Here is a 22346-nt window from a genome sequence, read left to right as displayed (position 1 = left end):
AAGTCAGCATCTCGAACGGCGATGGGTCCAGTATCCAAGCAATTCTGGGCCAATTCAAGAAAGCGGATGATGCTGTCCAGGCAATAGAATTGTTGGGAGGACACCATGACATTCACACGACGTTCCGCGCTTAAGGTACTTGGCGCCGCATCAGCTACCGCAGCCTTGGCAACGCCAGGTTTGGCAGCAGGCAAGATCACAATCCAGGTCAACACAACGATGAAACCTGGTGGTTCAGAAGAAGCCGGCATCGCGCGATTTAAAACAGCTCTGGATGAGCTAGCTCCAGGACGGTTTGACGTTGTGCCGTTCCTTAGTGGTCAGCTTGGCGGCGAAAATGCCGTGCTTGAATTGCTGAACATTGGTGAAACCCAAATTTCACTAACAGGCGGCAACTGGCGGGCACAATACGCCCCCGAATACGATCCGATCTCAATTCCCTTCCTGTTCCCAAATGGCGCTGCAGTGGAAGACTTTATGGCCACAGATTCTGGCAAGAAACTGCAGGAGCGCGGTAAACAACAAGGTGGGATCGTCGAGATGGGTGCACAGATGCGTGCCCCTCGCCACATGACAGCCAATAAATCGATCACAACTCCGGACGATCTTGCCGGGTTCCGTCTGCGCCTGCCTGGCATCCCTGTATGGGTAGACATCTGGAGCGCGCTAGGGGCCCAGACAGTTGTTGTCCCAGCAACCGAAATCTATCTTGCGATGCAGACTGGTCAGGTTGATGGCCACGAGAACTCTCTTGTTTCGCCGTATTCGCGCAAGCTGTATGAGGTTCAGTCGCATCTGATCAAGACTGGTCACGTGCACTTCCCCTGGCATTGGGTTGCGTCGGAAACGTGGTTGTCGGGACTTTCGGATGCTGATCAATCGGCGGTTCGGGCCGCGGTACAGATTGCCCGGATCGAAGGCAGCAAAGTCGAGGTTGAGAAGGATAAATTCTATCTCGCAGAGCTTCGCAAGGCGGGTATGACAGTCGTTGAACCTGATACCGCGGCCTTTATCGCGAAGGCAAAGCCGGCAATTGATAGTGCGATGTCCTCTTTGGCTGACGGCGTCGTCGCGGATATTCAAAGGGCGATCTTTGCCAACTCCTAACTGAGCAGTTTTTCCGCCCGCTGGCAAACAGCGGGCGGCTTTTCCTTTTTGCTGTCACTTAGGGAGGACGATATGGAAGTAGAATTTTATGATGAGGCTGAAACCCAACTGCCGACAAGAAAATTTGGGACCATCGAAAAAGCAATGGTAGCAGTTACGGACGTTTTTTCTGGTACCATGCTGATGGGTCTTGTCGGACTGCTTGTCTTATCGATTTTGTCGCGGGATGTATTGCAGGTTCCGATCCCCTGGCTCGAAGAGATTGCGACACTGACGACGATCTACGCCGTTGCATTTGCATCCATCGGCGCCTGGTCACGCGGGGCTCATATCGCAGTTGAGCTTTTGCCTATGGCGATCAAGGGTCCATGGCACGGCCGTTACGCAATTTTGCTGCAGGTTCTGTCGATCATTTTTCTGATCCTAGCCGCATGGGGCGCCGCAGAGATGATGCAGCGCAGCGCAAACAATCGAACCACGGCGCTCTCTCTGAGTTTCTCAATCTACTACGGCGGTTTGCTCCTTGCCTTTGGTGGCATGGTGCTGGCGTCGTGCCTGCGTTTGGCAGGCGAATTTACAGGCTCTAAAGAGCAGGAAGAGTAAGATGGATATCTTTTTACCGTTTGTTGGGGGCCTGATTTTCTTTATGGCTTTGGGCTTGCCAGTCTTTATAGCACTTGGTTCAACATGCTTGTTGGCCCTGGCGATGACATCATCATCGGGTGGGCTTCCGGTTGAGTTGATGTCGCTGAAAATCACGCAGACACTCAACAGCTTTCCTTTGCTTGCGATCCCTTTGTTCATCCTGGCTGCTAACCTGCTTAACCGCGGCAGCGCAACAACCCGCATTTTCGATTTTGCGAATGTGCTGGTGGGTTTTGTGCGGGGTGGTTTGGGCCACGTGAATGTGGTGGCGAGCATGATTTTCGCTGGCATGTCAGGCACCGCTTCTGCTGATGCGGCTGGTCTTGGCGCATTGGAAATCCGGGCCATGCGAGAGAAAGGTTACGATCTTAAATACAGCACTGGGATAACCGCTGCATCCAGTGTCATCGGCCCGATCATCCCGCCGAGCGTCGCAATGCTGGTTTACGGGTGGCAAGCCGATGTCAGTGTTGGGGATTTGTTCCTGGCCGGCTTCGCCCCCGGGATTTTGATGGCTGCGTTGCTTATGGCGACAACAATCATCATATCCTATCGCATCGATATGCCCACCCGTTCTCTGCCCACACCTCGGGAGGTGGTCGAGACCGGTCACCGCGCGGTCCTTCCGATGCTGACACCCCTAATAATCGTTGGTGGCATCTGGAGCGGCGTATTTTCACCAACCGAAGCAGGCGCTGTTGCCTGCGCCTATGCGATTGCTCTTGGCGTCCTGGTATACCGCGACGTGAAGCTCAAAGAGCTTTTCCAGGTCTTTGTAAAAAGCATGGAGTTTAGCGCGGTAATCCTGTTGATCATCGCTATTTCGGGCTTCTATGGCTGGCTGTTGGTCCGTCTTCAGGTTCCCCAATCCTTGGCCGCAGGGTTGATCGAGATGAATTTGAATACAACTGTATTGCTGCTGATCCTGATGGTGTTCTTTATCCTCGTGGGGTGCTTCATGTCGGTGATTGAGAGCGTTTTGATCCTGACACCAATTCTTGTCCCTGCAGTCGCGGCATCCGGGGTTGATCCATTGTTCTTTGGTGTATTCATGGTGATAACCCTGTCGGTCGGGGTCATCACTCCGCCGTTTGGAACCGTTCTCTACATACTTGTCCCGATCACAGGAATGCGGTTCGAGCAGGTGGTGATGGCTGTGTTGCCATTCCTGATCCCAATCTTAATGACGATCCTGTTGGTCCTGTTCTTCCCACAGATCGTGTTGATTTTACCGAGCCTCTTCTGATGTTGAACTATGTGGATCTAGCACGCAAAATTCGGTGGACCGCAATCGATCATGTCGTCGTAACCTGCGAAGACATCGAACAATCCGTCGCCTTTTATGGCGGCGGATTGGGCATGGGAATTGTTCGCCTTGAAGATGGACGTGTGGAAGTCTTGTTTGGGGCATGCAAACTTAACCTCCAGCCCGAAGGCGAGCAGTATGGACCACCTAAAAATGCAGGCCGTAGATGGTCTGCCAATATTTGTTTTCTAGTAAATCAGAGTATTTCTGATGTAGAACAGCAATTAAAAGTGAGAGGTCTTCGTATAGAAGATGGACCGGTAGAACGGCGCGGTGCGTTGGGGGCCATCACTTCTTTGTATTTATACGATCCGGATGACAATCTCATAGAGATAAGTGAGTATCGGATTGATGCGGAAAAAGTTTGACCTCGTGACTTTAGAATTGTTTGTGGCCGTCGCCACATTCAAAAGTATTGCACAAGCAGCAGCTTCAGAAAACATAGCAGCCTCGGCGATCAGCAAGCGGATATCTGATTTTGAAACGCAAGTCGGCACAGCTCTCTTTTATCGTCAACAAAAGGGAGTTGAGCTTACGCCTGCAGGTGAGGAAATGTTGCGGCACGCAAAGGATTTGCAACGCCTGTTAGACCGCATAGACAATCATATGGGCGATTTCGCTGCGGGTCTTCGTGGCACGGTCCGCATCGCGGCAAACACATCGGCAATTACCCAGTTCTTACCTGAAGACCTTGCTTTATTCGTCAGAGAACACCCGGATATGCGTATCGATCTGACAGAACAAACATCCGACGATATCGTTGCCGCTGTTCGCGATGGCATTGCCGATGTGGGGATATTTTCTGGATTGATCCCTGACCCTGAGCTTGATGTCTTCGTTTATCGTCGGGATACACTTGTTGTTGTGACTCCCCAGGACCATGCATTGGGACGCGATGGTCCAGTCGCATTTAGTGAATTTTCAAATCACGATCTTGTTGGCCTTCAAAAAGGCAGTTCGTTGCAAGCCTTCCTCGAGAAACGTGCGGCGGAACAGGGGCTAGAGTTAAAAACCAGAGTGGAGGTGCTGAGTTTTGATGGGGTGCGACGCATGGTCGAAGCTAGACTGGGCATAGCCATCCTTCCGTTGGGAGCGGTTGAACCCTATCTTTCCTCCGCCAACCTACGCATGATCCCTGTATCAGATTCCTGGTCAGAGAGAACATTGAAGGTCGCTGTTCGAGATGTGGCCGGACTGGCAAAGCCCATAAAAACGCTATTGGCGCACCTCGCCGGTGAATTCTCGGACGCCACATAACCAGACATCGATAACCGCGATGGGCCCCGTCGCCAGTCATCATTTGTTCCTCAAATGATCTATCCTCTATCCTGTCAAAAATTCAGGAGCCTATCACATGAAAATTGACAGAGTGGATCACTTTGTTCTCACCGTCACCTCCATCGAAGCAACCTGCGATTTCTATTCCAGAGTTCTGGGAATGAACGTTGCCGAGTTTGCCGGTGGCCGCAAAGCTCTTACTTTCGGCTCTCAGAAAATCAATTTGCACCAACAGGGTAAAGAGTTCGAACCTAGAGCGCAGTCACCAGTACCAGGTAGCGGCGATTTTTGCCTGATTTCATCTGTCCCCATAGATGATGTTGTCGCGCATCTTTTGGCATGTGACATTGAAATCATAGACGGCATTGTACCCCGCACTGGCGCGACCGGACCGATCAAGTCGGTCTATGTGCGTGATCCAGATCAGAACCTTGTCGAAATTTCTGTCTACGACTAGCGCTCCCGCCTCTGCCGCGGCAGAGGCACTCAACATCGTCTGCAAAAAATGCGCAGTCAGCTACCGGGATGCCCGCAGAAATGCAGAGACACAGGTTTTTCTGTCGGCGACCACTGCCGAAATATCCAAGCAGAGCGGCCCTGAGTGGCAGTGTCAGTCTGATGGGCGACCTTCGCCCATATAAAGCTTTTGCATATCTACAAAAGCACCGTTTTCCAGGCGTGTCCGCATGGGCTCCCATGCCGTGGTGTTGGCCGCTATAGCCGCATAAAGGTCCCTCGGCACGCTCAGACCCTCAATGGCTTTTTCGGTGGCTGTTTCCAGCCAGGTGAAAACAAAAGCGTCATTGTCTTCGTTGATATCAACCAGGCGCAGCTCGATCCCTTCGGCCATGGGCACCGAGGGCACACTGCGCAGGATGTGCAGCTTCATCATCTCAACCACGACATCGTCCAGGTCGTGTTCTCGAAGCAGCAGTTTTTCGCGGACGGCGGGCCAGCCAAAAGTCACGCGCATTTTCAGGTCCTTGCCGACCTGCTGCGCCGCTGCCGGGGCATTGTCTCCATAGCTTTCGGAAAACAAGAGCGCCGCTTCGTCTTCGACTTGCAGATGCGTGCGCATGCGATCAGCCTGCATTGCGGCGATCCATTGCCCGCGACCCACATCCAGGTAGTTGAATTGCGGCTGCAACCGAAACCCTTCCTGACAGGCCTCGCATTCTATGTCCTGAAAGCGATCTGACAGAATATCCTCTCTCAGATCGGGGCGGCGGTCGGCATTGACGCTGCCCACAGCCATCGTGACGACAGGGGCCTCGCATTTCGGGCACACCAGATTTACGGGATGAAAAAGAGACATTTATCAATGACCTTTCAAAGGACTAAAGTTTGGCTAACCAGCTGACAGCCGGGTGGTTTGGCTTTAGTTTTCCAGAATAATAGGCGGCGTACATTTCCGAGAACCACTCGCCCGGGGCGCGGAACTGGTAGCCGGTGATGCCTTTTGAACGGCTGGCCAACAGGTAGGACGTCCAGGTGTTTGGGTAACTTTCCTGATAGACCACCCCACCAATGGCCAGGGCCTTGGCAATGGTCATGCTGGACCAGGGGTTTGCTCCCTCAGACGCCTTGTCGATATGCGCCCGCACATTAATGCGGCGGCTTTCCCATTCTTCATCCGTGCAGGTCTCGTCACCGGGTTTGGCCGGGGTATACGGGTTTTTCTTATGGGCCATGTATTCCGAGATATAGGCCTTGTCATATTGGAATTTTGTGGCCAGTTTTTCGGCAATGACAGAGACGTCACCACCGTATTCCGTCCAGCCGCCAAAATCTTTGCCGCTGCCCTTGCTGCTCATGAACCCGTTCTTGTCATCAACCGCATGTCCAACTTCATGCAGGGTGTTCCAGTTGAAAAACGTGACGGGGTCTTCATTGGCGGGTTTGCATTTTTCCAGCTCGGCCCGCTCTTCCGGGGTGGCCGCATCATCCAGACTGCCCACCGCGTCTTCGCTGCCAAAGGGATAGTTAGACGATGTTGATGCATCGCCCTCTTGCATGACCACGCGTTTTTCGCGGCCGCGATAAAAGGATGCCCCGTCCGGTGAATCAATCACCGAGAATTTGCTCATGGAGTCATTGTCCAACGTGTGATCCTTGGGCAAATCCTGCATGGCCTTGTAAAACGCAACAATGTTTGGCCCTTCCAGATTGAGGTCACCCACAAGATTGGCAGGCGCCATAGCCTTGTTATTAAAGTTTTCGATGTCACAGCCGAACCGGGCCTTGAACGCGACTTTTACCACCGCGCGCTGGGCCTCGGGTTCCAGATTGTCGATCATTGCGTCCAGCTCATCAGCGCCATTGGGACGGGACAGTATTTCGGCAATATCCTTTTCGTCGGGTGGCGTGTCAGCCCGCATCTGCGCCATGACAAAGGCGCTGGTGCCGATGGCGCGCGCCTCTTCCAGCAGTTTGATGGCGGCAGCTGGATCACGCGCGACCACCTGCGCCGCCGCATCCGCCAGTTTCTTGCGCAGGGTGTCGATGCTGGCTTTGATGGCGTATCTGTGCTCATGGCCTTCCAGCTCGGCGAGCCGGGGCTCGACTTCGGGTTTGGCCCGCAGGTCGGTATAGTCCTTGTGCAGATCAGCCAGGATCATTGCCGCCTTAATTCTTGCGATAGCCGCTTCGATGTCGGCGCTGACTTTATCGAAATTCTGCCCGGTCTTTGCAGTGGTCTCTGCACGCACCAGTAGTTTTTCAATTTCGGCAATATCTGTCGTCACATAGGCCTTTTCGCCGTGATTTGAAACCGGGAGCAAGGCGCTGCGCGCGCGTGCAATTTCCTGCACAAAGAACGCATATTGCGACATGATCTCATCCGCAGTGTTACAGGCCTCGAGCGCGGCCAGAAGATGGGACTTGGCGTCTTTCGGGCTTAACCCATCCTTTTGACAACTCTCAATTTCTGTATTGGCCGCATCCAGATATGTTTTTGCGACATCGGCGTGTTCTTTACTGCCAACGTATTTGATGGACAGTTTTGCGGCCTGCACCTGCGGCCACCAGGGCGCGCTGTCTTCGTCGCCACCAATGGTCGCATTCACGGCCTCGAGAATGGCGTGATTTCCGGCTGTCTTGATCGCCTCTTCGGCAGATGAAGTGACTTCTTCAGCCATTTTTTTGGCAGTTGGATAGTCACTGGGGGCCAGTTTGACCAAATTGTCATACTTGGTCGTGAGCCGGATCAATTGTGCGTCAATGGCGTCAGCATGTTTGTGCCCCAGCGCCTCGTCCAGCTTTTCTCTGGCGGCTTTCCGGGCCACTTCATAGTCGGATGAGCCTTTGAGTTTCACCAGTAAGGCCTTGGCGAGTGTTGTGACCTCCAGCAGGACTTTGGTCGCCTGAGAATAGCTGTTCTCGGTCAGGTCGGTCTTGGTGTCATCGACTTTGGCCGCAGCAAATTTGTCTTCGACCTCTTTGATCATGGCGGCCGTAGCGGCATTGCGTTCACCGTCTAGCAGCTCTACTGCCGCCTTTGCATCGGCCAAGGCCGGAGTATACAGGCGCACCTGAACCATCAGAGCTTCGCAGGCGATTATTTTCCTTGCTGCCTTCACCAGCATCGCGCCTGCTGCGGAATAGGTATGGGCCGCCTTCATCGCATTAAACTGTACGCGATCGGCATCTGCCCGGGCAATCTGATGGATGGCGGCCTCGTTTCCGGGGCCGACAAGTGTGGGTCGTTTGACGTTAAAATACAGGTTCTCCCGGCGCACTGCGAGGTCTAGTGTTTTAATGTCTTCGTTGGTGGGAAGCTCCCAATTGGCCGCCGCCAGTGCCTTGGCCGCCGCGCCTTTGAAATCTTCGGCAACCTGCAGGGCCGCACCGTCATCCAATAGTTTTTGAATGTCTGTTATCCGGTGGGCCAGCTGAGTGGCAACTGCGCCGCCTTTTGTGTTGATCGCAGCAATGACCGCTGTTGCTTTGGTGCGGTTACTCTTGATGTCAGTATAGAGCGCGCCGTCAACCTGCGCCTGATCGACGAGCTTGCGCGCCTCGGTCAGCTTGGCCTCGCCGCCTTTGTAATCATAAGCTTCGGGCTTGATCAGGTTGTCCGCCTCGCCAATCAGCACGTTTATCTTGTCAATGTGAGGCTGCAGGCAGGCGTCTACGTTCAGGGGCGTCAATGCAGCGACCTGGGTGCCCAGAGAGGTTTTGATATCGCCATAGGCCGCGTGCTCATGGATCAGGACCAGCGCCTGTTTCAGATTGGCAATCGCACTGTCCAAATGCGCCCGCGCGTCATCGTGTTTCTTTGCTTTGTGGGCTTTTTGGGCTTCGACAGCGGGGATCTGTGACTTGGCGATCAGCGCAGAGAAGTTGCTTGCGGTGTCTGCTGCCACCACCTTGTCGCGAATGTCGGTAAAGACCTTGAACGCGGGGTCCCATTTCTTTTTCAGATTGTCCAGCGCGGCCTCATCATGCAAGGCGTCAACTTCAACGCTGGATTCAGCCGCTGCCTTGGCATTGGCCGCCCGTTTTTCGGCGTCGCCAAGAATGGTCGTGGCATCGTCAAAATCCAGTTTCAGAGCCTGAATTGCGGCCTCAGCCATCAATGCCTTCGCGGCCTCGATCAGGTTTGCCGCCTGTGGCACGTTCTTGAGCGGGTCGATTTTGCCCTGAACGACGACACGTTTCTCTTTGTAGGCTTTGCAGCTGTCTGCCTGTGTCAATGTAGCCGGCCACTGGGCCTCGGTCCCGGCTAGAACGGATGTCGCAGTCGAGAACTTAAACAACGCAGCCTCGGCTTTGGCGGCGGCCAGATCGGCGTCCATTTTCAAGATCATGACCTGAATGCCCGAGGCGCCGTCATGGGCCTTGAACGCAGTCAACTTGGTCTCAAATGCCGCCAGCTTTGGTGGATACAGTTGAACCGTGGGTATTTCAGCTTTCAGGTGCTCAATAACGGTCCATATGGGTCCAAGTTTTTGCAAAGACACCAAATAATCAGAGGTTGTTGCAATATCAGAGTCGCTGTAGCAGGTGTCCATTTCTGCCAGCTTAGTGGCGATCAACAATTTTGTGGCAGCCGGTAAACCTGCCCAATGATCAATCCAAGATTTTGCATTTGGCCGATCATTTTCATATTTGGCCTTGTATTTTTTGACCTTCGCAGTCGATGCAAACACCTCGGCAATCTTATCAAGTTTTACGATGCCATCTTTGAATTTCTTGGCCGCGCGATCCACCTGCGCCGCATCATACAAACCTTCCATCTGGCGGGCTGGATCATCCACCGCTGCGGCGCCAGTTACTTTGCCACGGTCCGTGTCGGCCATCGTTTTTCGGTCTGCATCGATTGCAACAAAATGGGCAAATTCATCAGCCAGAATCTCAGTGGCGGCAATCACAGTTTCTGCAGCGGTCAGGGCGTCGGTTGCAGTCTTCAACTCGTGGGCCTTGGATTTATCAAGAGCGTCGGTGCGAATATCGGTGATCTTGGCAATCTCGGGCGCAATTTCCGGCGCGCCGGATTTAGGATGACTGGTCAGAGGAACCATCCGCAGGTCGAATATAGTCAGGGCTTTTTGGAATGTCTCTTTGGCCTGTGTTTCTGTCGCGATAGCTTGCTTTAGTCCGACCAGTGCCTTTTCGCCGACATCCAGTTTTGCCGCGGTTTGCGGCGTGGGTGTGGCCTTGGCATCCGATACTATTTTGGTGATTTTTTGCAGTGCCGCAGTCCAGGCATTTGGCGTTTGACTAACCGCTTCGCTAATCAGGCTGTTGTAGGCGGCAATTGGGCCATCGGTGAGGGCCTTAATGGTTGCTTCAATTCGTCCGATTTGTTCGGTCAGGTCAACTTCGGAATCGCCTGCTTCGACGTCGGGGGGCGGTGGAACCGCCTCAGATGGGCTTGCCTCGGGTGCTTTTTGCTGCGGGGCGGTCAGGGTTTCACCATCTTCGACGGCCTCCTGGGCCACCGTTTCGGACTCGCTGTCCTCAACCGCCGCTTCACGGGCTTCCGAGATCGACCGTGCCAAGGGGCCGACGGCCTTAAGGGCGGTTTCGTAGTCAGGCGGACTGGCCGAGACCTTGGACTGTATAAGGGCCCAAACAGCTTGGATTTTTTTCGACTGTGCCGACTTTTGGGCCAATACTTCGTCAACCAGAGGCGCCAGTTTTGTCGAGGCCTGCTGCCATTTTGCTTCGAGCATTGCTTGGCGCTTGGCCCGAACAGCTGCATCCTTAGCCACGGTCTTCATCGTTTCAGAGAGTTTCGCAATGTAATCCAGCGCATCCTTATAAGCGCCAGAATCTGCTTTTTTCTGGATCGCAGCCCAGAAGGTGTTCACTTGATCCAAGTTTATGTCGGGGAGGTTGCCCAGCTTTGCCAGATTGGCCTCAACTTTTGCCGCTGCAGTTTTCCACTTCTCGGCAAGGGGATCGGGTTGGTCCGACGGTGGTTCTGACGAGCTTGGCTCGTCTTCAACGGTCTCACCTTTTTGCGGTGCCTCCGGTGCAAGGTCCGGGCTAAAGGGGGCAGAGGGCTTATCGGGGGCTGAATCTTCAGCGGTATCGTCTTCATCGACGTCCGACTCGATCACCTGTCCGCTGGGGTCCAGCACGATGATGTTGAACTTGAGTCCAACAACCATGAACATTTTTCTCGCCTTGCGGGCAAATCCGGGCAGAATTTTGCCATCGAGAGCAACTGACAGATCTTTTCCCTTAAGTGTCAGCCGTCCAAAGGTGACAAGGGCCGTCTCGCCGTCTGATTTGGCCTGCTTTCCCAGTATTTTAGCGGCTTTTGTTTTGTGAAGAAGGAAAACCGTATTTTCGATTTTCTTACCAAAGCACAGACCAAAGGAAAGTTCGCGCTTTCGCGCAAGTGCCATCTGTTGTTTGATTTCTTTTGCGGCAGATCCATCAAGAAGCATTGGGGCTATCCCGGCAAATAAAAAAATGTAAAAATTAAACCACACGCGGTGCTGCACCTTTGAGCGTCGCATGGAGCCGGGATTTCGGCAAGAATTTTTCTTGTAGGCCCACTTTGGGTTGAACCAGCCCTAATTCTTTGGGCAGCGATGTGAGGATAATTTTGATTTTTCTACCACCGAGTTTTGCCAAATGAAGATCCCACGCACAGCATGGGCTGCGACACTTGTGGCGCTTCTTGGGATTGGCGGTGGACTTATCGGTTGGTCATTTGCATCAGGCACAGGTAGCGGACAGATCGGAGAGACCCCAATGACATCATTATCGGTCGGCACATTTGATGGGGCTTGGATCGTTGAAAAAGCCGCGGAGGTTGATCTAACGGGATTTGATGACCTGCGGTTTGAGTTTGACAGCGGTACATTATATGGTTCCGGACCCTGCCGAAGTTTCAAAACAACATTTGGACCGGATGTGCAAAACCTGTTGTTTTCCCCGTTTGATCTCGGCGGCGGGACCTGTGACGAGCAGACGATGAATACAGAACGGGATTTCTTTCAACAGATCGAGTTTGTTGACCGCCTGGACATTGACGCGGACAATCGACTTGTCATGTATGCCTCGGACGAGCCTGTGCTTTGGGCAAAGCGACTGGTCGAGTGATCCTGTCCTGGGGGCCAGCCCGCATGAGCTGACCCAAATGAGCTGGTGACGTCTGTCCAGATACGGCAGTGTCAGTCTTATTGTTGGGCCATCAGGTACCCAACACCGGCGGCGACAACCAGTCCCAGTGCAACGGCGGCGGCAATTTTCCATGCGGAATAGGGGCGTTCCCCCTGAACGCGGCCCGACTGGCCATTGACCACAAACCGATAGGTTTTGCCGCGGTATTTATAGGCCGCCAACCAGACCGGCAGCAGCACATGTTTGAACGTCACATCGGACACCATGGTGTTGATATCGTGGATGCGCTGGCGGTCACCGCCGATGTCAAAGCGCACATCGCGTTCGATCACCCGGTCCATTTTGGCGCGCGCCTGCGCATATCCATCCTGCAGTTCCACCGCATAGACCTCGGCCCGGAACCCGGCCAGGTATTGCGGCTGATAGCGTTCCATCGCCGACAGATCCCAGGGCTCCAGCGCTTCGGTATAGGATTTGGGCAGACTGGTTGAGGCCAGCACCAACACATCATCAAACCAGCGTTGAACCCGACCCGAGGCGGGCCGCCAGCGGACCTTGGCGACCTGCCGGCTTTGCGATTTGCCATCGACCATCGAGGTTTCAGTGACGTAGTAGACGGTACCACGCTGGCCCGAATAGCTGGATTTGGTATCCGCATCAAAGGTCCAGTAGGGCACATAGATCCCCTGCATCTTGCGTCCCTTGCGGGCATATTCGTTCAGCCCGTTGGGCGCGAACCACAGCTTGCCGAGCCAGGCACTCATCTCCGCATGGGCGCTACGCTCATCCACGCCAAAGGGCAGTACTCCTTTGGGTTTGATATGGCGGTTCTCGCCGGTGTCCACCACCACCGGCGTGGCGCAAAATGGGCATTCCTTGGCATGGGTCGTGGGATCAAATTCCACCTGTGCGGCGCAATTTGGGCAGGCAGAAACGCGGGTGACTTCAATTTCTGCCTCGGGCAGGTGCTGTGCCACTGCGGTGTCAAAATCCAACTCACGAAGACCCGCCGCCTGCCAGGGGCCGGTGCCGACCTGCTCGGTGTTGCCACAGTGGTCGCAGGTCAGCGTGCGATTGCCGGGGTCATAGCGATAGTCGCTGCCACATTGATCACAGGGAAAGCGGTGGCTTTCTTCGGGTGTGTCGGGTGTGGCGGCAGCAGAGTGCGCCGGTGGCGGAGGTGGTGGAGGCGTTGAGGACACGGCAAGGCTCACATCTGGAACAGGTGAAAGTGGAACATTGCCCGCCGCAAGGGATCGCGCGCGGGCAAATGGGTTTAGCCCGCGGGGGCAGGCGGCGGTGGGGGCGGCGGCAAAATGGTGAACAGCTGCGCCAGTTCCGCCACATCGCCGGCCCGTTGCCAGCCATCCTGACCGGGGGTCCAGACATGGGTTTCCCGGGTTAATCCGCCGTCGACGGCCATGCGTCCCAAACGGGCCTTGGAAAACGGTCCGCTGGTCACACCGTTGTCGGCCAGATGCCAGACATGTTCCACTGGGGGCGGTGGTGGTGCAACAGGGGCGGCCACCGGTGCTGCCTGCGCTGCTGGTGCGGCCGCAGCGGGGGCGGGGCGGGCGCCCCAGGGGCCAGCGGCCTGACCCGCTGCCATCTGTTGCGCCATGCCCATACCCATGCCCATGCCCAATCCGGCGCCCATACCGCCGCCGGGGTTTTGCGCCGCCGCTGTCATCGCTTCGGCAGCTGAAAACTGGGTGTAGCGCCCCAGATCGCCGACAATACCCATCTGAGTGCGCTTATCCATTGCCGCCTCAACCGCAGGCGGCAGCGAGATATTCTCAATGTACAGCTCCGGGATCGACAGACCGTATTCGCTGATCGTATTGGAAATCTCGGCAGCGACCAGCTTACCCAGATCAGCCGTGTTGGCCGCCATATCCAACACCGGCAGGCCGGACCCGGCCACCACGCGTGAGAACTCTTGCACGATGATATTGCGCACCTGGAACGAGATCTCGTCCATGGTGAATTCCCCGTCGGTGCCGACGATCTCGGTTAGGAACCGGGCGGCATCGGCGACTTTGACAGAGTAGGTGCCAAAGGCCCGCAAACGGATTGGGCCGAATTCTGGATCGCGGCAGATGATCGGGTTCTTGGTGCCCCATTTCAGATCATTGAATCGGGTGGTGTTGACGAAATAAATCTCGGATTTGAATGGTGACTGAAATCCGTGGTCCCAATGCTGCAGTGTTGTCATCACCGGCATGTTGTTGGTCTCAAGCATATAAAGACCGGGGGTAAAGACATCGGCCAGCTGGCCTTCGTGGACGAACACTGCGGCCTGGCCAGTCCGCACAGTCAGCTTGGCACCATATTTGATCTCATGGTCTTCGCGCTCAAAGCGCCAGACCATAGTGTCCCGGGTGTCGTCGACCCAGTGAATGACGTCGATGAATTCACCGGTCAGAAAATCGAAAATTCCCATAGCTCAGGTCCTTTTATTAATAGGCACGGGGCAGGTCTTCGGCAGGCAGCCCCATTAATTCATTGGCAATGATGCGGGTAATCGGGCGGGCCTGTTCGGCGCTCATCCCTGGATGCAATCGCACATCGTATAGCATGGTCAGCAGTTTTTCGTCATGGCTGGTCAACAGCGCAAATTCATCGTCATCGTTGAAGATCGAGGGCCGGGCCCTGGGGCTGTCATTGCGCAGCCCCAACCCCTGCGCGACTTCTTCGTGGACGCAGCTTTGTCGCACCAGATCCGGGTGTTCAGCGCGGATTAGCGCCACGCCCTGTGTATAAGACAGCGGATCCTGTTGCGGTCCACCCGCCAAAACCAGACAGTAAAAACTGCGCGGCGGGTTGGCAAAGATTTCCAGGTTTTCAGCGCTGATATTGGGCAGGATCTGTTGCACGCGCTTACGGATGAACTCTTTGTCATCAGTGCCGGCATAGATCACATGAAAGTTGCCTTTCGTCGTGGTGGTGCTGACAGGATGGCCGGTGATGCGGGCCAATCGATCCGCATAGTTGGCCAGGAACCGGATGTCCTCTTGTCGCTGTGGTTGCGGGACCGAGGGGCCGAATTCAGCCTTCAGGCGCACTGGTCCAGCCCAGCGGCTCAACCCGCCGGCAGTACCGCTGCCGCTGCCCGCGTATTCGTCGAAAAAGGCGATAGCCTCGAAGTTTCGGACAAGTTTGTCCGCGTTATAGGGCGTATCTGGCCCACCGCCTTCGGTGCGCAACAATCCACGAGTCAGCAGGTCCTGCTGCAACACGCTATAATAATGGACCAGTTGCTCGCTTTCAGCGGACCGTGGCGGTGGTGTCAGGTTTTGCGGGCGCTGAACGGGCACCAGAGATGTTTGCGGTTGCGGGGTGCAGGCAAAGAGAGCCGCCAGTCCGATCAGACCAGCGAACATGCGCCCTGTGCTGCGCCGATTATTCTGCCCCCGCCTGTGCATTCTCAGCCAGGAACCGAGGTCGCAGCAGTGTCGCCAACACCATCTTTGCGTGCCTTGGCTGCGGCCAGGGTATCGCGCAGCTCCCCCTCCATCTTCTTCAGCTCGACCTCGGCGGCGGCGCGCTGGGCCTTGCCTTGATCTGCGATGGCCAGGCTGTCCTGAATGGTGCCGATCAGATCGGCATTGGCCTGTTTGACGGCCTCGATGTCGAACACACCGCGCTCCATTTCTTCGCGCACCATTTTGTTGCTCGAGCGCAGGTTGGCGGCATTGGCTGTCAGCAGCTCGTTGGTCAGGTCATTGGCATCACGCACGGCGGCGGCAGCCTCGGCGCTGCGCTGGATGGTGACCGCCTGCGCCAGCTGCGTTTCCCACAGCGGCACGGTGTTCACCAGCGTCGAGTTGATCTTGGTGACCAGTGATTTGTCATTCTCTTGCACCAGCCGGATCGAGGGCAGCGACTGCATGGTGACTTGACGGGTCAGTTTCAAATCATGCACCCGACGTTCCAGATCATCGCGCGCGGCGCGCAAATCACGCAGCTCTTGCGCCTGCATTACCTGTTTGCCCTCTTCGGCAGCGGCCACTTCGGCCTCTTTGGCGGGAATGGCGGTGCTGTCCAGCTCGGCCAGTTTTTCCTGACCAGCGGCAATATACAACCCCAGCTCGTCATAGAACTCCAGCGTTTTGGCATAGAGCAGGTCCAGCGATTTGATGTCCTTCAGCAAGGTATGCTCATGGCCCAGCAGGTTGTCCGTGATCTTGTCTATCTGGCCCTGTACGGTTTCATAGCGGGCAGTGAATTTGGCAAAGGGTGCAGCCTTGCCGAGGATGCGCTCCCAAAAGCTGGGCTTGCGGCGCACGTCCAGCTCCGAGACGGAAAAGCCGCGAATGGCGGTGACCATATCACGCAGACTGTCCCCCGCCGGGCCGACGTCCTTGTTGCGCACATCCGTCAGCATGGCCTGACTGATCACCTGCAGTTCCGCCTGTGCCGCTGAACCAAACGAGATGATCGAGTTGCTGTCAGCCATGTCAATCTGGCTCATGCGGGTGCGAATGGCCTCACTTTTTGGCGCATCGGCCTGCTCTAGCGACTGGATTTCGGCCACAGGCTCTGCCAACACGATGGCGGTGGTTTCCTTGACCAGACCTTCGGCCTCGGCGGCTTTTTGTTGCACAACTTGGGACATAATGGCTTTCCTTGTTCAATCAGGTCAGATCCAGATGGATCCCTTCGCGTTGCAACCGGTCGCGCAACACGTCAATTTCAATGGTTAGATCGCTGCGGTCTTCCAGCAGCATCTTGCGGTTTCGGGCGGCAAAACCTTGCTCCAGATCGTCGAGCAGCGACAGATAGTCGGCCCGAGCCTGTGCATCGCCACTGCGGCCATAGATATCAGCAAATTTGACAGTCGCATCCCGGGCACCTTGCAAATAAACCGTCAGATACTTGCGCGCAGCACTCAGATCGCGCGGGTCTTCCTCGACGGTGCGGAACAATTCGCGGACGACGGATTGAAACTGTTCAACGCGGGCCTCAATCTGACGATCCTGTGCCCGCCGGGCCGCGTCACTCATTTTGGTCAGATAGTCCTCGGCGTCGTCAACGACGCGGGCCACGCGAGATTGTTGAAAGTCATCAATGCCTTCGACGCCCTTGTCGGACATGGGGTCCAGCCCAAAGGCCGCCACATGCAAGGCCAGTGCCGCCGTGCCATAGACTGCAGCGATGATCAGACCGGGCTCGGCTGACCAGGCGGCCAGCGCACCGCCAATGCCGGTCAGCACCGAGGCTGCAAGTTTGCGCGGCAGGGCAGGGCGGCGGGCCACCCGACGGGCATTATAAGCGCTTTCGGCGCGCAGACCTTCGCGCAACATCCAGGCGGACGCACTCCAGGCGCCAGCCCCGAGAAGCCCCAGCGCCAGGCCCGTGGCGCCACTTGTCAGCGAAAACAGCATCAAAACCGCAGGCGGCACAAACATCAGGTTTGCGCGCAGCCCAACCGGGTCAGTTTGGGCGTTCTTATATGGGTTCTGGCCCAGATTTTGGCCCAGATTTTGGCCCGGAGCAGGGGCGTCCGAGCTCCCATCGGGACTGAACTGCCCTCCAAATTTTTTGACCATGTGCTTAGCCTCCCACAATCCAGCCGGTGCTGAGACCAAGCATCAGGATCAAGAGGGCCACAAAGGCAAATTTCTGCACGCGGGTTCTCCCGAAGACGCTGTTCCGCCTTAGAATTTAGGCGATAGCGGGCCTTCTTACTAGGGGGAACTCACGCGCAGTCGGGTCAACGACGGGGATTCTTGCCGACGGGCTTGCCGCCTGAACGCCCATCGGGACGCCGCGCTGGCTTACCAGTCGAGGGTTTTCCCCCGGTACGGCCTGCGGGTTTGCCACCTGTGCGACCTGTGGGTCGGCCATCGCCGGAGGAGCGATCTGGCCCTCTGCTGGAATAGCCGCGACCCGATGGGCGGCCGTCGTCCTCGGGGGGTTTAGGTCGCCCTGGTCTGCCTGCCATGGTGCTGGGCTTCTTACGCACCACGCGTCTTGTGTTCTTGGGCTTTTCCGGCTCTGGCTCGGCCTCAAGTCCCAGCTGATCGCGCATCACCTTGCGGCGGATTTCTTCAACCGCACCCAGCTTCAACTGTCCCAGCTGGAATGGCCCATACGAGACCCGCAGCAGCCGGTTCACGGTAAAGCCGATGTCTTCGATGGCACGACGGATTTCGCGGTTCTTGCCTTCGCGAATGCCAATGGTCAGCCAGGCGTTGGCGCCCTGCTGGCGGTCCAGCGTCACCTGCATCGGCTGGAACTTTTCACCATCGATCACCAGACCCTTGCGCAGGGGCTCGAAGTCGCTTTCCTGAGGGCGGCCATTGATCCGCACCCGGTATTTGCGCAGCCATCCGGTTGATGGCAGTTCCAGTTGCCGCTTGATGCCGCCATCATTGGTCAACAGCAGCAGACCTTCGGAGTTGATGTCCAAACGACCCACAGTCATCACCCGGGGCAGATCCTCGGGCAGGCGGTCAAAGATCGTGGTGCGACCTTTTTCGTCACTGTTGGTGGTCACCAGTCCGCTGGGCTTGTGATACAGCCACAGACGCGCCGGTTCCGGGTCGCCAACGGGTTTGCCGTCGACAATGATCCTGTCCTGCGGTGTGACGTTCAGCGCCGGGCTATCGATCACCGTGCCATTGACGGAGACAAGACCGGCATTGATCATGCGTTCGGCCTCGCGACGCGAGGCGATACCGGCACGGGCCAGAACTTTGGCGATGCGGTCGCCGGGCGGAGGGGTCTGAGATTGGGTCATAACCCGCCCTTAGACGATTCTGCGCGGTTGCGAAAGGACGCAATACAAGGCAATTTGCGGCATGATTTTCAAATCTCATATGGAACAGGCGCTTAGCGCGGCGCGCGCAGCGGCTGATCGGGGCGAAGTCCCGGTGGGCGCGGTGCTGATCGACCCGCAAGGAAAGGTGGTTGCCGTTGAAGGTAATCGGACCCGCGAATATCACGATCCCACCGCCCACGCCGAGATCCTGACCATCCGCGCCGCCTGTGCCGCTGCCGGATCTGAACGTCTGGCCGACTATGATCTCTACGTCACGCTGGAACCCTGTGCCATGTGCGCCGCCGCCATCGCCGCCGCACGGATCGGGCGGGTCTACTATGGGGCGTCTGATCCAAAATCGGGTGGTGTGGCGCATGGGGCCCGGGTGTTCTCGCATGCTCAGGCGCATCACAGTCCCGAGGTCTATGACGGCATCGCCGAGGCCGAGGCGGAGCAGATGCTCAAGGCGTTCTTTGCCGCGCGACGTTAATCCAACACCAGTAGACGCGGGTCTGTAATCTGCTTAGTGTTCCTAAAATGTTCTGTAATAAAGTGCCCCTCTGGGTATCCCGTGTATGAACCCAGCGAAAAGGAGAAGACGTGAGCAATATTTCCACCGGCCCGGATGGCCAGACCCGCTGCAACTGGGCCGGTTCGGCGCCGGAATTCCTGCCGTACCATGACAATGAATGGGGCTATCCGGTCGGTGATAACATACGCCTGTTTGAAAAAGTCTGCCTGGAAAGTTTCCAGTCGGGCCTAAGCTGGCGCACCATCCTGAACAAACGCGAGAATTTCCGTGCGGCCTTTGATGGCTTCGACTATGCCAAAGTGGCGCTATACACCGAGGCGGATGTGGACCGTTTGCTGCAGAATGCCGGTATTATTCGCCATCGCGGCAAGATCAACGCCGTGATTAACAATGCTGCCCGCGCCCTGGAGCTTGAGGCCGAGGCGGGATCGCTGGCGGCGTTTTTCTGGAGCTTTGAGCCGGACTCCGAAACGCTGCCGGAACCGCAGACCCAGACCATCAGCCCCGAATCCGTGGCCCTGTCCAAGGCGTTGAAAAAACGGGGCTGGAAATTTGTCGGCCCCACCACCGCCTTTGCTTTTATGCAGGCGATGGGGCTGATCAATGATCACGCCAGGGGGTGCATGTGTCGCGACAAGGCTGTGGAGAAACGTAAACTGTTCACCCCTCCAGGCGCCTAGCCCGTTTCCGGGCAAGGGCGGGACAGATGTCAGGTGGATTTCACAACCAGCTCGCGTGGGATATCGGCCAGTGCCTTTCCACCCTCAGGGGTGACCACAAATGTTTCGGTGATCGCCAACCCCCAATCGGCGGTCCACAGGCCGGGCATCAAGTGAAATGTCATGCCCGCCTGCAGCCGGGTGGTGTCGCCGGGACGCAGGCTCATGGTGCGTTCGCCCCAGTCCGGCGGGTAGCTAAGACCCACCGGATAGCCCGTCCGATTGGCTTTCACGTAACCGGCCTTGGCAAAGCTTTCATAGACACAGGCGGCGACGTCTTCACAGGTGACTCCCGGACGAGCGGTTGCAAGTGTATCTTCGATGGCGGTCAGAACCGCGGTCTCGGCGCGGCGGATATCGGCGGGAGGCTCGCCCAGATACAGGCTGCGGCTGGCAGGGCAGTGATAGCGATGATAACAGCCTGAGACCTCAAAATACGTCGCCTCGCCCAAAGCCAGCTGGCGGTCATTCCAAGTGATATGTGCGGCCGAGGCTTCAAGTCCGGAGGGTGCAATGGGGGCAATGGCGGGGTAGTCACCCGCCAGGCCTGGCAGCCCAGCGATGCCAGCGGCTTGGACGTCAGCCACCAGCTGGTTCTTGGCAACGCCGGGGCGGAACCCATCGCGCAACACTGCGTGCATCTGCGCCGTCAACTGGCCCGCCTTGCGCATCATCGCCAGTTCAGCCTCGGACTTTACCGCCCGCTGCCAGTTCACCAGCCCGGTGGCATCAGCAATTTCATCACGGCCAAAAGCTTGCTCCAAAACCCTGTGAGAGGCCGCGGAGTAGTAGTAATTGTCCATCTCAACCCCAAGACCAGAGGTCCAGCCGCGCTGGCGTAGTAAATCTACCAGGGCCGCATAGGGGTGGTGATCCGGGTGCTGGATATGCTCTTCGGGCCAGTCGTACAGGTCCGAGTCCTGTAACCAGGTGGTCTGCGCCGCCCCTGATTTGTCTTGGGTGCGTCCCCACCAGAGTGGCGATCCGGAGCTGTGCAGGATAACCACCTGCGGCACATAGAAGCTCCAGCCGTCATATCCGGTCAACCATGCCATGTTCGATGGATCAGCAACGATCAGCGTTTCAATGCCCTGTAAGGCCATGCCTGCGCGGGTTTTGCGCAGGCGGGCCGCATATTCGGCTGATGAAAAATCTGTAGCAGGCATCAGAGTTCAATCGCTTTCATCACGACGGGTTCCACCACATCCACACCGGGAAGACCCTGGATCAGCACCTCGGCGTTTTGCTCCAGGATCGGGAAGGTTTTGTAGTGGCAGGGGATCACTGTCTTGAAGTCAAAGTACTTTTTGGCGGCAAAGGCAGCGCCCTTCATGCCCATGGTGAAATGGCCACCGGCGCTTAGAATGCCGATGTCCGGCTGATAGAATTCGCCCATCCAGCCCATGTCGGCCATGATGTCCGTGTCGCCGGAATGATAGATCATGTGGCCCTCGGCTTTGATCATGAACCCGCATTCGCTGCCGCCGGTGCGTGGCCCGTCGGGGGTCGAAAAGGTCGAGGAATGCTCGGCTTTGACCATAGAGACCTGAACCCCGCCCAGATCAACGGTACCGCCCTTGTTGAAGCCAATCGTCTTGATCTCTTCGGTTTCGGCCCAGTACCCCATCAGGTCGTATTGTCCGACCACTGTCAGATCCAGCTTTTTGGCTAGGGGCAGAACATCCACCACATGGTCGAAATGCACATGGGTCAACAGGATGTGAGTGGCGCCTGCAAGAGCCGCCTCGTGTTGATCCTCGGGCAGGGCCGGGTTGCCGGTCAGCCAAGGGTCGATCAGCAACACTTTGTCGCCGGTTTCAATGCGAAATGAGCCGTGGCCCAGCCAGATTATTTTCATGGTCATCTTCCCGTAGTGGATCGTGGATTGCGATCAAATGTTTTCATCAACCTGGTGGACTTCGATGACATTGCCATCGGGATCATAGAAAAAGATCTGCCGCCAGCCTGCGACCGCCTGATTGCCCCAATCTGAGTAGCGAATGCCCCGGTCGTCAAGATGCGCGATAAAGCCGTCCAGATCATCGGTGCGATAGGCAATATGGCCACGTGACACCGGATTGACGATGTGACCGCTGTTGAACCCTGCCATCATATCCTTTTGCGCCAAGTGCATCTGGATGTCGCCATCACTCACGAAAGACACATCACCAGCATAGCCTTGCTTTTTCTCTAGAACCGGCAGGCCCTCAACCTCGTCGCTTAACCCCAGTACATCCCGGTAGAACTCATTCAAACGGGAGACGTTTTCAGTGGCCAGATTGATGTGGTGCAGTTTCAAATTCATGTTCAAATACCCTGTCGTTCGCCAAACTCTAGCATCACGTTGACGAATTGGAACGGGGCTATGTGGAAAAACCGTTTCGTCGGGGCCACGGGCCTTCAGTCGACATA

General features: G+C 56.4%; 20 protein-coding genes. 9 read left to right on the top strand and 11 right to left on the bottom strand.

Annotated elements, in window-relative coordinates; all coding sequences use genetic code 11:
* The first annotated feature begins 105 nt into the window (after positions 1-105).
* The 6 genes from EBB79_RS13965 to EBB79_RS13940 all read left to right on the top strand — a co-directional run bounded on the left by EBB79_RS13965 (position 106) and on the right by EBB79_RS13940 (position 4793).
* On the top strand, positions 106-1107 hold the full coding sequence (locus EBB79_RS13965) for a TRAP transporter substrate-binding protein (RefSeq protein WP_127749457.1): 1002 nt from the start codon (positions 106-108) through the stop codon (positions 1105-1107).
* Between the two features lie 72 nt (positions 1108-1179).
* Complete coding sequence (locus tag EBB79_RS13960) at positions 1180-1710, top strand: TRAP transporter small permease (RefSeq protein WP_127749456.1); 531 nt, start codon at positions 1180-1182, stop codon at positions 1708-1710.
* 1 nt (position 1711) lies between these two features.
* Positions 1712-2998: a TRAP transporter large permease gene (locus tag EBB79_RS13955; protein ID WP_127749455.1), complete on the top strand. Its 1287-nt coding sequence runs from the start codon at positions 1712-1714 to the stop codon at positions 2996-2998.
* A complete protein-coding gene (locus tag EBB79_RS13950) occupies positions 2998-3426 on the top strand; it encodes a VOC family protein (protein WP_127749454.1) in 429 nt (142 codons plus the stop codon). Before EBB79_RS13955 ends, EBB79_RS13950 begins: the two co-directional genes overlap by 1 nt.
* A complete protein-coding gene (locus tag EBB79_RS13945; protein ID WP_127749453.1) occupies positions 3410-4315 on the top strand; it encodes a LysR family transcriptional regulator in 906 nt (301 codons plus the stop codon). Before EBB79_RS13950 ends, EBB79_RS13945 begins: the two co-directional genes overlap by 17 nt.
* A gap of 97 nt (positions 4316-4412) precedes the next feature.
* Positions 4413-4793 carry a VOC family protein gene (locus EBB79_RS13940; protein ID WP_127749452.1) on the top strand — a complete coding sequence of 127 codons (381 nt, stop codon included), beginning with the start codon at positions 4413-4415 and terminating at the stop codon, positions 4791-4793.
* A gap of 153 nt (positions 4794-4946) precedes the next feature.
* On the opposite strand, the gene EBB79_RS13935 is transcribed toward EBB79_RS13940, so the two are convergent.
* Positions 4947-5651: a CpXC domain-containing protein gene (locus EBB79_RS13935; RefSeq protein WP_127749451.1), complete on the bottom strand. Its 705-nt coding sequence runs from the start codon at positions 5649-5651 to the stop codon at positions 4947-4949.
* Positions 5652-5673: 22 nt separating this feature from the next.
* Complete coding sequence (locus EBB79_RS13930; RefSeq protein ID WP_127749450.1) at positions 5674-11235, bottom strand: hypothetical protein; 5562 nt, start codon at positions 11233-11235, stop codon at positions 5674-5676.
* A 310-nt stretch (positions 11236-11545) separates the two neighbouring features.
* Here EBB79_RS13930 and EBB79_RS13925 point away from each other — a divergent pair, with 310 nt between their 5' ends.
* Positions 11546-11896, top strand: coding sequence for an META domain-containing protein (locus tag EBB79_RS13925; RefSeq protein WP_164860813.1), 351 nt, complete (start codon positions 11546-11548; stop codon positions 11894-11896).
* Between the two features lie 77 nt (positions 11897-11973).
* Here EBB79_RS13925 and EBB79_RS13920 read toward each other — a convergent pair whose 3' ends face one another.
* The 6 genes from EBB79_RS13920 to EBB79_RS13895 form a co-directional block, all read right to left on the bottom strand.
* Positions 11974-13119, bottom strand: a complete 1146-nt coding sequence (locus EBB79_RS13920) for a TFIIB-type zinc finger domain-containing protein (RefSeq protein ID WP_127749448.1) — start codon at positions 13117-13119, stop codon at positions 11974-11976.
* Positions 13120-13193: 74 nt separating this feature from the next.
* The gene (locus EBB79_RS13915) at positions 13194-14360 is read right to left on the bottom strand and encodes an SPFH domain-containing protein (RefSeq protein ID WP_127749447.1); all 1167 of its coding nucleotides are present in this window, start codon (positions 14358-14360) and stop codon (positions 13194-13196) included.
* Positions 14361-14376: 16 nt separating this feature from the next.
* Positions 14377-15300 carry a DUF2927 domain-containing protein gene (locus EBB79_RS13910; protein ID WP_127749446.1) on the bottom strand — a complete coding sequence of 308 codons (924 nt, stop codon included), beginning with the start codon at positions 15298-15300 and terminating at the stop codon, positions 14377-14379.
* Between the two features lie 44 nt (positions 15301-15344).
* Positions 15345-16535, bottom strand: a complete 1191-nt coding sequence (locus tag EBB79_RS13905) for a toxic anion resistance protein (protein WP_127749445.1) — start codon at positions 16533-16535, stop codon at positions 15345-15347.
* 19 nt (positions 16536-16554) lie between these two features.
* Complete coding sequence (locus EBB79_RS13900; RefSeq protein ID WP_127749444.1) at positions 16555-17469, bottom strand: 5-bromo-4-chloroindolyl phosphate hydrolysis family protein; 915 nt, start codon at positions 17467-17469, stop codon at positions 16555-16557.
* A gap of 164 nt (positions 17470-17633) precedes the next feature.
* A complete protein-coding gene (locus EBB79_RS13895; RefSeq protein ID WP_127749443.1) occupies positions 17634-18662 on the bottom strand; it encodes a pseudouridine synthase in 1029 nt (342 codons plus the stop codon).
* 61 nt (positions 18663-18723) lie between these two features.
* Between EBB79_RS13895 and EBB79_RS13890 the strand changes: the two genes are divergently transcribed.
* Both EBB79_RS13890 and EBB79_RS13885 read left to right on the top strand, forming a co-directional pair.
* Positions 18724-19173, top strand: a complete 450-nt coding sequence (locus tag EBB79_RS13890; RefSeq protein ID WP_127749442.1) for a nucleoside deaminase — start codon at positions 18724-18726, stop codon at positions 19171-19173.
* A gap of 110 nt (positions 19174-19283) precedes the next feature.
* A complete protein-coding gene (locus EBB79_RS13885; RefSeq protein ID WP_127749441.1) occupies positions 19284-19895 on the top strand; it encodes a DNA-3-methyladenine glycosylase I in 612 nt (203 codons plus the stop codon).
* A 29-nt stretch (positions 19896-19924) separates the two neighbouring features.
* Here EBB79_RS13885 and EBB79_RS13880 read toward each other — a convergent pair whose 3' ends face one another.
* From EBB79_RS13880 to EBB79_RS13870, 3 genes are read right to left on the bottom strand one after another with little or no spacing between them, the layout of a single operon-like run.
* The gene (locus tag EBB79_RS13880) at positions 19925-21100 is read right to left on the bottom strand and encodes a M24 family metallopeptidase (protein WP_127749440.1); all 1176 of its coding nucleotides are present in this window, start codon (positions 21098-21100) and stop codon (positions 19925-19927) included.
* Entirely contained in the window at positions 21100-21792 is a 693-nt protein-coding gene (locus tag EBB79_RS13875) for a metal-dependent hydrolase (protein ID WP_127749439.1), read from the bottom strand. Before EBB79_RS13875 ends, EBB79_RS13880 begins: the two co-directional genes overlap by 1 nt.
* Positions 21793-21825: 33 nt before the next feature.
* Complete coding sequence (locus EBB79_RS13870) at positions 21826-22239, bottom strand: VOC family protein (RefSeq protein WP_127749438.1); 414 nt, start codon at positions 22237-22239, stop codon at positions 21826-21828.
* Between the last annotated feature and the right edge of the window lie 107 nt (positions 22240-22346).

It is taken from the genome of Parasedimentitalea marina (genome assembly GCF_004006175.1).
In the GTDB taxonomy this organism is placed as follows: domain Bacteria; phylum Pseudomonadota; class Alphaproteobacteria; order Rhodobacterales; family Rhodobacteraceae; genus Parasedimentitalea; species Parasedimentitalea marina.
This window is presented reverse-complemented; position numbering and strand designations above follow the sequence as displayed.

Coding starts and splice junctions, on each gene's coding strand:
- EBB79_RS13935 (WP_127749451.1), bottom strand. CDS start 5,651: ATGTCTCTTTTTCATCCCGTAAATCTGGTGTGCCCGAAATGCGAGGCC.
- EBB79_RS13960 (WP_127749456.1), top strand. CDS start 1,180: ATGGAAGTAGAATTTTATGATGAGGCTGAAACCCAACTGCCGACAAGA.
- EBB79_RS13895 (WP_127749443.1), bottom strand. CDS start 18,662: ATGACCCAATCTCAGACCCCTCCGCCCGGCGACCGCATCGCCAAAGTT.
- EBB79_RS13905 (WP_127749445.1), bottom strand. CDS start 16,535: ATGTCCCAAGTTGTGCAACAAAAAGCCGCCGAGGCCGAAGGTCTGGTC.
- EBB79_RS13940 (WP_127749452.1), top strand. CDS start 4,413: ATGAAAATTGACAGAGTGGATCACTTTGTTCTCACCGTCACCTCCATC.
- EBB79_RS13910 (WP_127749446.1), bottom strand. CDS start 15,300: ATGTTCGCTGGTCTGATCGGACTGGCGGCTCTCTTTGCCTGCACCCCG.
- EBB79_RS13915 (WP_127749447.1), bottom strand. CDS start 14,360: ATGGGAATTTTCGATTTTCTGACCGGTGAATTCATCGACGTCATTCAC.
- EBB79_RS13965 (WP_127749457.1), top strand. CDS start 106: ATGACATTCACACGACGTTCCGCGCTTAAGGTACTTGGCGCCGCATCA.
- EBB79_RS13875 (WP_127749439.1), bottom strand. CDS start 21,792: ATGAAAATAATCTGGCTGGGCCACGGCTCATTTCGCATTGAAACCGGC.
- EBB79_RS13890 (WP_127749442.1), top strand. CDS start 18,724: ATGATTTTCAAATCTCATATGGAACAGGCGCTTAGCGCGGCGCGCGCA.
- EBB79_RS13900 (WP_127749444.1), bottom strand. CDS start 17,469: ATGGTCAAAAAATTTGGAGGGCAGTTCAGTCCCGATGGGAGCTCGGAC.
- EBB79_RS13880 (WP_127749440.1), bottom strand. CDS start 21,100: ATGCCTGCTACAGATTTTTCATCAGCCGAATATGCGGCCCGCCTGCGC.
- EBB79_RS13955 (WP_127749455.1), top strand. CDS start 1,712: ATGGATATCTTTTTACCGTTTGTTGGGGGCCTGATTTTCTTTATGGCT.
- EBB79_RS13950 (WP_127749454.1), top strand. CDS start 2,998: ATGTTGAACTATGTGGATCTAGCACGCAAAATTCGGTGGACCGCAATC.
- EBB79_RS13870 (WP_127749438.1), bottom strand. CDS start 22,239: ATGAATTTGAAACTGCACCACATCAATCTGGCCACTGAAAACGTCTCC.
- EBB79_RS13945 (WP_127749453.1), top strand. CDS start 3,410: ATGCGGAAAAAGTTTGACCTCGTGACTTTAGAATTGTTTGTGGCCGTC.
- EBB79_RS13930 (WP_127749450.1), bottom strand. CDS start 11,235: ATGCTTCTTGATGGATCTGCCGCAAAAGAAATCAAACAACAGATGGCA.
- EBB79_RS13925 (WP_164860813.1), top strand. CDS start 11,546: ATGACATCATTATCGGTCGGCACATTTGATGGGGCTTGGATCGTTGAA.